The 12,152-nt window shown below is 73.6% G+C and carries 12 protein-coding genes; 9 read left to right on the forward strand and 3 right to left on the reverse strand.

Annotated features, from left to right (window positions below):
* Positions 1-16: 16 nt before the first annotated feature.
* The 3 genes from ACSNOD_RS20790 to ACSNOD_RS20800 all read left to right on the forward strand — a co-directional run bounded on the left by ACSNOD_RS20790 (position 17) and on the right by ACSNOD_RS20800 (position 2,731).
* Positions 17-817, forward strand: a complete 801-nt coding sequence (locus tag ACSNOD_RS20790; protein WP_436768509.1) for an ABC transporter permease — start codon at positions 17-19, stop codon at positions 815-817.
* Complete coding sequence (locus ACSNOD_RS20795) at positions 810-1,691, forward strand: ABC transporter permease (RefSeq protein ID WP_436768500.1); 882 nt, start codon at positions 810-812, stop codon at positions 1,689-1,691. Before ACSNOD_RS20790 ends, ACSNOD_RS20795 begins: the two co-directional genes overlap by 8 nt.
* A 71-nt stretch (positions 1,692-1,762) precedes the next feature.
* Positions 1,763-2,731, forward strand: coding sequence for an ABC transporter ATP-binding protein (locus ACSNOD_RS20800; protein ID WP_436768510.1), 969 nt, complete (start codon positions 1,763-1,765; stop codon positions 2,729-2,731).
* Here ACSNOD_RS20800 and ACSNOD_RS20805 read toward each other — a convergent pair.
* A complete protein-coding gene (locus ACSNOD_RS20805) occupies positions 2,656-4,218 on the reverse strand; it encodes a GDSL-type esterase/lipase family protein (RefSeq protein ID WP_436768501.1) in 1,563 nt (520 codons plus the stop codon). The genes ACSNOD_RS20800 and ACSNOD_RS20805 overlap by 76 nt on opposite strands.
* A gap of 200 nt (positions 4,219-4,418) precedes the next feature.
* Here ACSNOD_RS20805 and ACSNOD_RS20810 point away from each other — a divergent pair, with 200 nt between their 5' ends.
* Positions 4,419-5,861 (forward strand): DUF445 domain-containing protein, encoded by a 1,443-nt coding sequence (locus ACSNOD_RS20810; protein WP_436768502.1) that lies wholly within the window; start codon positions 4,419-4,421, stop codon positions 5,859-5,861.
* Between the two features lie 16 nt (positions 5,862-5,877).
* On the opposite strand, the gene ACSNOD_RS20815 is transcribed toward ACSNOD_RS20810, so the two are convergent.
* Positions 5,878-6,795: a restriction endonuclease gene (locus ACSNOD_RS20815; RefSeq protein ID WP_436768503.1), complete on the reverse strand. Its 918-nt coding sequence runs from the start codon at positions 6,793-6,795 to the stop codon at positions 5,878-5,880.
* A 129-nt stretch (positions 6,796-6,924) separates the two neighbouring features.
* Here ACSNOD_RS20815 and ACSNOD_RS20820 point away from each other — a divergent pair, with 129 nt between their 5' ends.
* The 5 genes from ACSNOD_RS20820 (at position 6,925) to ACSNOD_RS20840 (ending at position 11,248) form a co-directional block, all read left to right on the forward strand.
* Positions 6,925-7,170: a DUF3311 domain-containing protein gene (locus ACSNOD_RS20820; RefSeq protein ID WP_436768504.1), complete on the forward strand. Its 246-nt coding sequence runs from the start codon at positions 6,925-6,927 to the stop codon at positions 7,168-7,170.
* Positions 7,167-8,702, forward strand: a complete 1,536-nt coding sequence (locus ACSNOD_RS20825; RefSeq protein WP_436768505.1) for a sodium:solute symporter family protein — start codon at positions 7,167-7,169, stop codon at positions 8,700-8,702. Before ACSNOD_RS20820 ends, ACSNOD_RS20825 begins: the two co-directional genes overlap by 4 nt.
* A 128-nt stretch (positions 8,703-8,830) precedes the next feature.
* The gene (locus ACSNOD_RS20830; RefSeq protein ID WP_436768506.1) at positions 8,831-9,160 is read left to right on the forward strand and encodes a DUF6412 domain-containing protein; all 330 of its coding nucleotides are present in this window, start codon (positions 8,831-8,833) and stop codon (positions 9,158-9,160) included.
* 247 nt (positions 9,161-9,407) lie between these two features.
* Positions 9,408-10,160, forward strand: coding sequence for a YidC/Oxa1 family membrane protein insertase (locus ACSNOD_RS20835; protein WP_436768507.1), 753 nt, complete (start codon positions 9,408-9,410; stop codon positions 10,158-10,160).
* A 227-nt stretch (positions 10,161-10,387) separates the two neighbouring features.
* Positions 10,388-11,248, forward strand: coding sequence for a fumarylacetoacetate hydrolase family protein (locus tag ACSNOD_RS20840; protein WP_436768508.1), 861 nt, complete (start codon positions 10,388-10,390; stop codon positions 11,246-11,248).
* A gap of 146 nt (positions 11,249-11,394) precedes the next feature.
* Here the strand turns inward: ACSNOD_RS20840 and ACSNOD_RS20845 are convergent, their stop codons facing one another.
* Positions 11,395-11,880 (reverse strand): heme-degrading domain-containing protein, encoded by a 486-nt coding sequence (locus tag ACSNOD_RS20845; protein WP_436768511.1) that lies wholly within the window; start codon positions 11,878-11,880, stop codon positions 11,395-11,397.
* Positions 11,881-12,152 lie beyond the last annotated feature (272 nt).

Below are 12,152 nucleotides of genomic sequence, written 5' to 3' on the forward strand. Positions count from 1 at the left end.
GACGGGGGGAACAGGGGTGGGACTGTACGCCGCGGTCGCGGTGAGCGCGTTCCGCCGCTTCGCGACCTACCGGGCCGCCACCGCCGCCGGCCTGTTCACCAACACCGTCTTCGGCTTCATCATGGCCTTCACCTACATCGCGCTGTGGGACCAGCGGCCCCGGCTCGGCGGCTACGACCTGCCGCAGGCGCTGACCTACGTCTGGCTCGGCCAGGCCCTGCTGATGACGATGGCGATGATGGGCGGCGGCTTCCAGGACGAGCTCATCGAGCGCATCCGCACCGGGGACGTGGCCGTCGACCTCTGCCGCCCCCCTGACCTGCAACTGTGGTGGCTCGCCGCCGACCTGGGGCGCGCCGCCTTCCATCTGCTGGCCCGCGGGGTGCTGCCCATGGCCGTCGGGGCGTTCGCCTTCGACCTGGTGGCGCCCGCGAACCCGCTGGTGTGGCTCGCCTTCCTCGGCTCCGTGGCGCTCGGCATCCTGATCAGCTTCGCGCTCCGCTATCTCGTCGTGCTCAGCGCCTTCTGGCTGATGGACGGCACCGGGGTCACCCAGGTCGCCGGGCTCGCCACGCTCTTCTTCTCCGGCATGCTGCTGCCGCTGCCGCTCTTCCCCGGCTGGCTGGGGGAGGCGGCCCGGGTGCTGCCGTGGTCGGCGCTGCTCCAGGTGCCCGCGGACGTCTTCCTCGGCAAGCACACCGGGCGGGGGCTGCTCGGGGCGTACGCCTTCCAGGCCGGCTGGGCGGCCGTGCTGCTGGCCGCCGGCCGGGTGCTCCAGTCGGTCGCCACCCGCAAGGTGGTGGTCCAGGGTGGCTGAGCGGGCGTTTCGGACGCGGTCGTTCCGGGCGTGGTCGGGGGCGCGGGCGTTTCGGGCGCGGCCGGGCCGGACGTGGTCGGGCGTGCGCGTGTACGGGCTGGTCGTCGCGATGTGGGTGCGGTCGACGATGACGTACCGCGCGTCGTTCGCCATGACGGCCCTGGGGAACTTCGCCGCGACGGGGCTCGACTTCGTCGCCGTCCTGCTGATGTTCACGCATGTCGGCTCGCTGGGCGGCTACGCGCTGCCCGAGGTGGCCTTCCTCTACGGCACCTCCGCGGTCTCCTTCGGGCTGGCGGACCTGGCGATGGGCAGCATGGACCGGCTGGGCCGGCGGCTGCGCGACGGCACGCTCGACACGCTGCTGGTGCGGCCCGCGCCGGTGCTGGCGCAGGTCGCGGCCGACCGGTTCGCGCTGCGCCGGCTGGGGCGGATCACCCAGGGGCTGCTGGTCCTGGGCTGGGCGCTGACCGAGGTGGAGGTGGCGTGGACGCCGGGCAAGGCGGCCATGGTGCCGCTGATGGTGGTGAGCGGGGCGGCCCTGTTCGCGGCGTTCTTCGTGGCCGGCGCGGCCTTCCAGTTCGTGGCGCAGGACGCGTCGGAGGTGCAGAACTCCTTCACCTACGGCGGCACGACGCTGCTCCAGTACCCGCCCACCATCTTCGCCCAGGACCTGCTGCGCGGGGTGACCTTCGTGGTGCCGCTGGCCTTTGTCAACTGGCTGCCGGCGCTGCGGGTGCTGGGCCGGGAGGACCCGCTGGGGCTGCCGGGCTGGCTGGACTTCGCGCCGCCGGCGGTGGCGGCGCTGTGCTGCGCGCTGGCGGGGCTGGCCTGGCGGGCGGGGCTGCGGTCGTATCGGAGCACGGGGAGCTGAGGACGGCGTACGGCACGCGGCGTACGGCATCGGGTGTACGGCATGGGGAGGAGCCGGGAGTGGCGCGGGACATGGACGGTGACCGGCGGGGGTTCATCGAGCTGGACGGGGTCGAGAAGGTCTTCTCCGTACGGCGCCGGGCGGGGCTGCTGCGCCGTGAGCGGCGCGAGGTGCGGGCGGTGGGCGGCATCTCGTTCCGGATCGAGCGCGGGGAGATGGTGGGGTACATCGGCCCCAACGGCGCCGGCAAGTCCACCACCATCAAGATGCTGACCGGCATCCTCGTGCCCAGCGGCGGCCGGCTGCGGGTGGCCGGCATCGACCCGGCCCGGGAGCGCACCCGCCTGGCCCAGCGGATCGGGGTGGTCTTCGGCCAGCGGACCACCCTGTGGTGGGACCTGCCGCTGCGGGACTCGTACGCCCTGGTGCGCCGGATGTACCGGATTCCGCCGGCCCGCTTCCGGGCCAACCTCGACCGGTGCGTGGAGCTGCTCGACCTGGGGCCGCTGCTGGAGGTCCCGGTGCGCCAGCTCTCCCTCGGCCAGCGGATGCGCGGCGACATCGCCGCGGCCCTGCTGCACGACCCGGAGGTGCTCTATCTGGACGAGCCGACGATCGGGCTGGACGTGGTCAGCAAGGCCTCCGTCCGCGGCTTTCTGCGCGAGATCAACGCCGAGCGGGGCACGACCGTCCTGCTGACGACCCATGACCTCACCGACATCGAGCAGCTCTGCCGGCGGGTGATGGTGATCGATCACGGCCGGCTGGTCTACGACGGGGCGCTGGACGGGCTGCACGCGCTCGGGCGGAGCGAGCGGATGCTCGTGGTCGACCTGGAGCGCGAGCATCCGCCGATCGACACGGTGGCCGGGGCCCGGGTGGTCCGGGTGGAGGGGCCCCGGCAGTGGCTGGCCTTCCCCGCGACGGCCAGCGCGGCGCCCCTCGTCGCGGCGATCGCCGACGGCTATCCGCTGGTGGACCTGTCGGTGCGGGAGCCGGACATCGAGGACGTGATCGCGGCGATGTACGCGGGGCGGTGAGCGAGGTGGGCCGGGAGGCCCACGGGCACGGCCACGGCGTCGGTGCCTTCCGCCATCGTCCGCGCCGTCGGCTCGGTCAACGTCCCCGCCGCCGTTCCCGTCGTTCCCGCCGTGAGGTCCGCGAGCTCCGCCAGGTCCGCGAGGTCCACCGCGTAGGCCATCGCCCGGTAGCCCTCGTCGGAGGGGTGCAGATGGTCCCCCTCGTCGTACGCCGGGAACAGCCGGTCCGGCCGGCTCGGATCGCGCAGCGCCGCGTCGAAGTCCACGACCGCGTCGTACACCTCGCCGGCCCGGATGCGCTCGTTGACCGCCTGCCGCACGGCCTCCAGCTCGGGGGTGTGCCCGCGGAACCCGCCGAACGGCATGATCGTGCCGCCGATGACGCGCAGCCCGCGCGCGTGACCCCGCGCCACGAGCGTCCGCAGCCCCTCGGCGATCCGCTCGGGGTCCGTCTCGTGCGGGGTGCGGAGGATGTCGTTCACGCCCAGCGCGACGACGACCGCGCGCACCCCCGTACGGGAGAGCACGTCGCGGTCGAAGCGGCTGAGCGCGCTGGGGTTGTCCGGGGGGATCTGGCCGCGGCCGTCGGTGAGCACCCGGTTGCCGCTGATCCCCTCGTTGAGCACGCCCCAGCGGGGCGCGCCGGGCTCCGTGCGCAGCCGCGCGGCGAGGAAGTCGGGCCAGCGGTGGTTGGCGTCGAGGGTGGCGGAGCTGCCGTCGGTGATCGAGTCGCCGAGCGCGACCACAGCACCGGCGGCCGGGTCGTTCCAGACGTCGACGGCGGTCAGATAGCGCCAGACGGTGGTTCTGCGGGTGTACGCGGCGCCGGACGCGTCACCGGCCTTGTCGCCGCGGGCGAGGTACGAGGTCTGCCGGGCGTGCGGATGGTGGGTGACCGGCCCGGACGGCGTACCGGAGTAGGTGGTGACCAGCAGGTCGGCGGCGGGCGGCACGGTCAGCCGGGCGGCGTCGCTGAGCACGGAGCGCCCGGCGGGGACGGTCACCGAGGGGCTGCCGTGGAAGGTCAGCCGGCGCAGGGTGCCCGGGGCGGCGGCGGGCCCGCCGTGGCGCGCGGCGAGCGCGACGGTGGCGTGGGAGATGGTGAGCGGGGTCCTGCCGTAGAGGTTGGAGAGCTCGACCCGGGCGCGGCTGCCGCCGATGCTGGTGCGCACGATGTTGCGGATGGACATGCCGGCGTAGCCGTCGTCGGTACGGGGTTCGGCGGCGGCCGGGGCGGTGGCCCAGGTGCCGGTCCAGCCGCCGCGGGTGGCCAGGAGGCCCTGCGCGGGGTGCGCGGCGCGGGCGACCCGGTCCCGCGGCTCGCCGGGGTGGCCGGAATTCCCGGGGTGCCAAGGGCGGCCGGAGTGGCCGGGGTGCCCGGGGCGGCCGGGCAGGGTGAGGGCTGTCGCGGTGCACACCAGGGCCAGCACGACCGCCGTGACGAGAGCGGCGGCGAGGGGCGCGGGACGGCGTGGGCGCTCGGCCATGCGCGGTGTCTCCTCGGGAGAGTGGTCCGACGGGCCTGATTCCGACGAGGCCATGATGGAGCCACGGTCCGGCCGGCGCCCACCCCGCGACAGGCACGCCGCCCCCTCGGGGGTGGGGAACTCGCCACGCGCCCGGGGAGTAGGGCAGGTAGGAGTGAGGGGGACGGCAGTGGCCCCAGTGGTGCGAACGGGTGGAGCGAATGGATCGGACGAATGACGGCGGGGCGGAGCGTACGGCTGACGGGGTGTCCGGAGGCGCGCCGGGCGGGTCTTCCGGAGGCGCGTCCGGCGCGCCCGGCGTCCCCGGTGCGGCCCCCGGCGGGGCCTCCGGCGGGGCGCCCGGCGCGCCTGGCGCGGCTTCCGGCGGGGCGTGGCGCCCGGGGTTCCGGTTCAGCGCGGCGGACGAGGAGAAGCGCCGCGGCGTCCGGCGCATGAAGACGGTGGCCACCGGCCTGTTGTTGCTGGTGGCGGCGGTCTACGCGGTGGCGAAGTGGCAGCAGACGACCGGCGCCGGCGCCTGGGCCGGCTACGTGGCGGCGGCGGCCGAGGCGGGCATGGTCGGCGCGCTGGCCGACTGGTTCGCGGTGACGGCGCTGTTCAAGCGGCCCATGGGGCTGCCGATCCCGCACACGGCGATCATCCCGACGAAGAAGGACACGCTGGGCCGGAGCCTGGGCGACTTCGTCGGCGAGAACTTCCTCTCCGCCGAGGTCGTACGGCAGCGGCTGCGGGGGGTGGGCATCGGCGCCCGGCTGGGCGGCTGGCTCGCGGAGCCGGACAACGCGGACCGGGTCACGGCGGAGCTGTCCACGGCGCTGCGGGGCGCGCTGCGGGTGCTGCGGGACTCCGACGTCCAGGCGGTGGTGGGCGAGGCCATCACGCGCCGGGCGGACGCCCAGGAGATCGCGCCGGGGATAGGCCGAATGCTGGAGCGGGTGGTCGACGACGGCGGCCACCGCAGGATCGTGGACCTGGTGTGCGTACGGGCCTACGACTGGCTGGTGCTGCACGGCGACTCGGTGATGGAGGCGGTGGCGGGCGGCGCCCCGGGCTGGACCCCGCGCTTCGTGGACCGCAAGGTGGGCGAGCGGGTCTACCGGGAACTGCTGCGCTTCGTGGGCGAGATGCGGGACATGCCGGACCACCCGGCGCGCGGGGCGGTGGACCGCTTCCTGGCGGACTTCGCGGAGGACCTGCGCACGGACGCGGACACCCGGGCCCGGGTGGAGCGCCTGAAGTCGGAGCTGTTGGCGCGGGGCGAGGTCCAGGATCTGATCGCGTCGGCGTGGGGGGCGGTGCGCACGATGGTGGTCACGGCGGCGGAGGACGAGCGCAGCGAGCTGCGCCTGCGCACCCGCACGGGCCTGCTCTCGCTGGGAGCCCGCCTGGCCACGGACGACCGCCTGCGCGCCAAGGTCGACGGCTGGCTGGAGGACGCGGCGGTCCACGTCGTCACGACGTACCGCGACGAGATCACCCTCCTCATCACGGAAACGGTCGCGAGCTGGGACGCGGACCACACCTCCCGCAAGATCGAGGCCCACATCGGCCGCGACCTCCAGTTCATCCGCATCAACGGCACGGTGGTCGGAGCCCTGGCGGGCCTGGCGATCTACGGGGTGTCCCGAGCGCTGGGGGCGTAGGGGTGGGGGGCGGTGCCTAGACGGAGGCGCTCTCGACCCCGGCCGTTATCTGCTCAAAGCCCTTGCGCTTTTGCCAGATGACGGAGATCTGGGTCGCCGCGCAGAGGTCAAGGAGGTCCGGGCGTGGGCAACTCGGGACGAGGATGGCCAGATCCGGCTCGGGTGACAGATGGCGCCGGTAGTCGAGGAGCTGCCCTATGGCCATTCTGATCGCTTCCCTCGTCACCGTTCCCTTTGCCTCAACGAGAACGTTGTCCGTCACATTGAAGAGATCGGTGAAGAGGGGCTTGAGCTCCCCCGGCGGCAGGATCTTCTTGCGGACGACGCTGCACCCCTTGCCCGCCAAGTACGCTTCATAGGCCTTCACCAAGGCGGCTTCTCGCCGTTCCGCGGTGCGCGGCTCGGCGGAGGGATTGATGTACGTCTTCTCGGTATTGTTCTGCTCCAGCGGAACGTTCTGCACCCGAGGCGTGCCATGAGGGGTAGCCACCGGCAGCTTGGAACCCAGCCCCTCCGTCACGGCGACCGGCTTGAGCCGGAACATGATGACGCTGCGAATATCGCCATTACGGTCCGGCGCATCGGTCGTGTACCACGAGTCGGTCTCCGCCAAAGCGAATTCTCCGACGTAGGCGACCACGCCTTTGGCAACGACCTCGAAGAGGTGGAGGGGCCTGCCGTCGTCAGCGTGACGAAGGACGGAATTGTTGAACCCGGGCATTTTCTGATCGCCCTCCTGCCCGGCGCCGCAATAGTGAAAATGACCGTCCGCGCCCCATCCGTCGAAGTACCCATTGGGGTGCCCCTTTTTGGGGTCGGTGAACAACATGATGATGTGCGCAGAACGGGAGGGCGAGATTCCGCCCTGCTCGGTGCCCCCGTACAAGCCGTGCAACTCCGTGCGCTTGATCCGACCGCCAACCGCCAGGTCCATGGGTCCCCCTCCATGAGTGTCGCCGTAACGATGCCGTGAGATTAGCCGTACGCGCCACGGGCGGGGGCGTGAGGTGGTGGGGTGTGCGAAAGCCCGACGTGGGGGCGGGCAGGAGTAGGGTCGGCGGACGTGGGTCGATCATTGTCTCGGCGGCGGGCGCACCTCGCGTGGCTGCTCGTGCCGTATCTCCTCTTCCTCGGCGCCGTGCCCCTCGTCAACCGCGTGCGGCCGCTCGTTCTCGGGGTGCCGTTCCTGTTCGTGTGGCTGTTCCTCGCCACCGTGCTGACGCCCGTCGCCGTCGCGCTCGCCCGGCGCGGGGACCATCGCGACCGCCGCGACCGCCGCGCCGGCGCCGCGCGGGGAGGCCTTCGGTGAACGCCGTCGTCGCCACCTCCGTCTTCGGCGCGTTCATGGTCCTCACCGTCGCCCTGGGGCTGTTCGCCGTGCGCGGGCGTGGCGCCGGCGGCGGGCTCGCCGAGTGGTCCGTCGGCGGGCGGAGCCTCGGGTCCGTCTTCATCTGGGTGCTGATGGCCGGCGAGGGCTACACCAGCTTCAGCTACCTCGGCGCCGCCGGCTGGGGCTACAACTTCGGCGCCCCCGTGCTCTACGTCATCGCCTACATGTCCTGCGGCTACGCGGTCGGCTACCTCGTCGGCCCGCGGCTGTGGGCCTACGCCCGCCGGCACGGCCTCGTCGGCATCACGGACATGGTCGCCCACCGCTACGACAGCCGCTGGCTCGGCGCCGCCGTCGCCGTCCTCGCCACCGTGTTCCTGCTGCCCTACATCCAGCTGCAGATCACCGGCATGGGGGTCGTCGTCTCCACGATCTCCTACGGCGCCATCAGCCTCCACTGGGCCTACTTCATCGCCTTCGCCGTCACCACCGGCTTCGTCGTGGTGAGCGGCCTGCGCGGCAGCGCCTGGGTGTCCGTGCTCAAGGACATCCTGGTCATCGCCACCCTCGGATTCCTCGCCGTGTACGTGCCGGTGCACTACTTCGGCGGCTACGGCGAGCTCTTCGACCGCCTCGTGGACCAGAAGCAGGCCTGGCTGACCTTCCCCGGGCACGGGCCCGGGCAGCTCGGCGAGAGCTGGTTCATCAGCACCTCCCTGCTCAACTCCCTGACGGTCGTCATCTTCCCGACCACCGTCGCCGGCTATCTCGGCGCCCGGAACGCCGAGGCGCTGCGCCGCAACGCCGTCTGGCTGCCCTGCTACAACGTGCTGCTGTTCGTGCCGATGCTGCTCGGCCTGGCGGCGCTGTTCGTCGTGCCGGGGCTGGCCGGCGCCGACTCCAACCTCGCCCTGTTCAAGCTGGTCGTGGACTCCCTGCCGGCCTGGGCCGTCGGCGTGATCGGCGTGGCCGCGGCCCTCTCCTCGATCGTGCCCATGGCCGTGTTCATGCTGGTCATCGGCACGATGTGGGGCCGCAGCGTGCTCTCCCTCGCCCCGCGGCTCGGCGCCCACCAGGGCCGGCAGAAGCTCGCCTCCCAGGTCGTGGTCGTGATCGCCGGGACGCTGGCGCTGGTGATGACCTACACCGCGCCCAACACCCTGGTCCGGCTGTCGCTGATCAGTTACGAGGGCATGGCGCAGCTCGTCCCCATGCTCCTGCTGGGGCTGGTGTGGCGGCGGTTGACGCTGCTGGGCGCCGTCGGCGGGCTCGTGGCCGGCGTCGCGGTGGTGTGCGCGCTGGTGTTCACGGAGCACGACCCGGTGTGGGGCCTCAACGCCGGCCTCGTGGCGCTCGCCGTGAACCTGCTGGTGGCGCTGGCGCTCACCTACGCGGTGCCCCGGCGCCCGGACCCCCGCGCGGACGAGGACGTGCTCGCGCTGGACGAGGGCTTCCCCGACGTGGACGGCCCCCTCGACGACCGCGAGCCGTCCCGGGCCGGCGTCCGTTGACAGGCGTCGACCGACAGCCGACGACAGTTGAGAAGCGGCCCGGGGTAACCTGAGGGCGACCGGGCCCGCCGCGAAAGCGACGGCCCACCACGGAGAGACCACCGCGGAGAGACGGAGAGGAGGAGCACGTGACCCGCCGACTCGACGTCTTCCGCATGACGCTGGGCACCCTCCTCGTCCTCCTCGCCGGACTGCTGCTGACCGGCAGCGGGCTGCTCATGACCAGCGGCGGGCTGGCGACCGCCGTCGCCGTGGCCGGCACCGTCGCCGTCGCGGCCGCGCTGCTCACCTGCGCCCTCATCGCCTCGTGCGCCGCCGGCCCACTGCCGCCGACGCGCATCCGCACCGCGATCCGCGACCGCGAGCGCCGTACGGCCTTCCTCGCCCAGCGCGATCCGGACGCCTCCGGCCGCCCCCGTCCCCGAGCGCCGGGCCGCCTCGTCCCGACGGCCGCGTAGGCGCACCTTCCGCGCACCTCCCGCACATCTCGTACCGCCACCCCACGTCGTACGGTCGCACCACCTCGTACGGCCACACCACGTCGTACGGCCGCACCCACCTCGTACGACACCGCTCCCCGCCGTGCCCCGTCCCGGGGCCGGAAGCGGGGGCCACGGGCGGTGGACCGGGACGGACAGCGCCCTCGCGGCTCGTCATGCCGACGTATCGACATCCGGCTCGACGAGACCCACGGAGGGCTCACCCTTGTCCGTTTTCGCAGACCTCGTTTCCCAGTTCGCCCAGGCGCTGGCGCCCCTGTTCCACTCGTTCGCCATGGCCGCCGCGATCGTGGCCGTCACGATGGCCGTGCGGCTGGCGCTGCACCCGCTCACCCGCGCGGCGGCGCGCGGCGAGAAGGCCCGCACCCGGCTCGCGCCCCGCGTGGCGGAGTTGCGCCGCCGGCACGGCGACGACCCCGAGCGGCTGCGCAAGGCCATGGCCGAGCTCTACGCGAAGGAGAACACCTCACCGCTCGCCGGCTGCCTGCCCATGCTGGTGCAACTGCCGGTGTTCTTCCTGATGTACCACCTGTTCTCGTCGACGAGCGTGGGCGGCGAGCCCAATGAGCTGCTGGGCCACACGCTGTTCGCCGCGCCGCTCGGCGACCGGTGGACCGACGCGCTCGCGCACGGTGGCGTGTTCGGCGCGCGGGGAGTGGTGTACCTGGGGCTGTTCGCGGTGATCGCGGCGGTGGCCACCTGGACGTACGTGCGGTCGCGGCGCACCATCGCCGCCGCCGCGGCGGCCGCCACCTCCCCGCAGGAGGCCGTCCCCGGCATGGCGGGGCTGATGAAGGTGATGCCCCTGCTGTCCTTCGGGACGCTGATCACCGCGGCCGTGGTCCCGCTCGCGGCCGCGCTGTACCTGGTGACCAGTACGACGTGGACGGCCGTGGAGCGGGCCTGGCTGCACCGCGAGCGCCCGGAGGAGAAGAGCGCGGCGGCCGTCCCGGCGTAACCGGCCCCCGCGTACCGGCAGCCACCGGCGTAACCGGCCCCCGCGTACCGGCCCGTACGCGCGTAACGGGCCCCCGCGTACGCACGCGGCCCACCGTCCGCTCCGTGAACGCGCCCTTGCGGAGCGCCGCCCCGGCCTGGAGGATCGACCGACCTCCGATGGCCGTCCCCCATCGGCCGGCCCGGCCACCCCGGCCGGGCCGACCTCGCGACCAGGGGAGAGCGACCATGAAGCTGATGCGTATCGGTCCGGTGGGAGCGGAGCGCCCGGCGCTGCTCGACGCGTCGGGCACGCCGCGGGACCTCACCGGCGTGGTGCCGGACATCGACGGAGCGCTCCTCGCGGACGCGGCGGCCCTGGAGCGGATACGGGCCGCCGCGGCCTCCGGCGAGCTGCCCGCGCTCCCCGCCGGGCGGCGCCGGCGCGTCGGGCCGCCCCTGCGGGGCATCGGGAAGATCGTGTGCGTGGGGCTCAACTACCACGACCACGCGCGGGAGACGGGCGCCGCCGTCCCGGCCGAGCCGATCCTCTTCCTCAAGGCACCGGACACCGTGGTCGGCCCCGACGACCCGGTGCTGGTGCCGCGCGGCGCGGAGAAGACCGACTGGGAGGTCGAGCTCGCCGTCGTCATCGGGCGCACGGCCCGCTATCTGCGGACGGCCGAGGAGGCGCTGGACCATGTGGCCGGCTACGCGGTCTCGCACGACGTCTCCGAGCGCGCCTTCCAGCTGGAGCGCGGCGGCCAGTGGGACAAGGGCAAGAACTGCGAGACGTTCAACCCGCTGGGCCCCTGGCTGGTGACCGCCGACGAGGTGCCGGACCCGCAGGCGCTGCGGCTGCGGCTGTCGGTCAACGGCGTGGTGCGGCAGGACGGCACGACGGCCGACCAGATCTTCCCGGTGGCCGAGGTGGTGCGCTACATCAGCCGGTTCATGACCCTCCACCCCGGCGATGTGATCAACACGGGTACGCCGGCGGGCGTGGCGATGGGCCGGCCGGACCCGAAGCCGTATCTGCGGCCCGGTGACGTGGTGGAGCTGGAGGTGGAGGGGCTGGGCCGACAGCGCCAGGAGTTCACGGCGGCGTAGGCCGACGGGCCGTACGGCTTCGGCCCGTACGGCACCGGCGTACGGCTTCGGCCCGTACGGCTTCGGCTCGTACGGCTCGGCCCGTACGGCTCCCCGCTCGTACGGCACGGCTCGTACGAAACACCGGCCCCCGTACGGCGCCGGCCTCACACCGTCAGGAACCGGTCCAGCGCCTCGACGACCAGCGCGTGGTCCTCCGCCTGCGGCAGCCCGGAGACGGTGACCGCGCCGATCACACCGGCCCCCTCCACCCGCAGGGGGAACGACCCGCCGTGCGCGGCGTAGTGGTCCAAGTCCAGCCGGGAGGACGCCTCGAAGGTGGTGCCCTTGGCCCTGAACCGGTTGCCGACGAGATAGGAGCTCTCGCCGTACCGCTCCACGACGCGCCGCTTGCGGTCGATCCACGCGTCGTTGTCGGCCGAACTGCCGGGCAGGGCGCAGTGGAAGAGCTGCTGCCGGCCCCGCCGGATGTCCACGGCGACCGGCGCCTCGCGCAGCCGGGCGAGCTCCACCAGCAGGGAGCCCAGGTGCCAGGCGTCCTCGTGCGTGAAGCCGCGCAGCACCAGGCGCTGCTCCTGGGCCTCCAGTTCGGGGATGAGCGCGGCCGCCACCTCGGCGGGGTCGGGCGGGATCAGCGGCTGGGGTGCTCCGGTGCCCGGGGGCCGGCCCGGCGCGGCGGCGTCGACGGGGAAGCGGTCCCCGCCGGGGCCCTTGCCGGAACCGCCACCGGGGCCCCCGCCGGGGCCCGCGCCGGGCAGGCCGGCGGTGCCCTCCGGAACGCCTTGCAGGCCGCGTCCGCCCTCGCCCTCGCGGCCGTGCCCGCGCGCGGCGTCGCGCGCCCCCACGGCCTCATGCCCGCGCCCTTCACGCATCTCGCGCCCCTCGTGACCGCCCCCGCTGACCC

Origin of the sequence: Streptomyces sp. URMC 123 (genome assembly GCF_051386515.1) — a bacterium.
Lineage (GTDB): Bacteria > Actinomycetota > Actinomycetes > Streptomycetales > Streptomycetaceae > Streptomyces.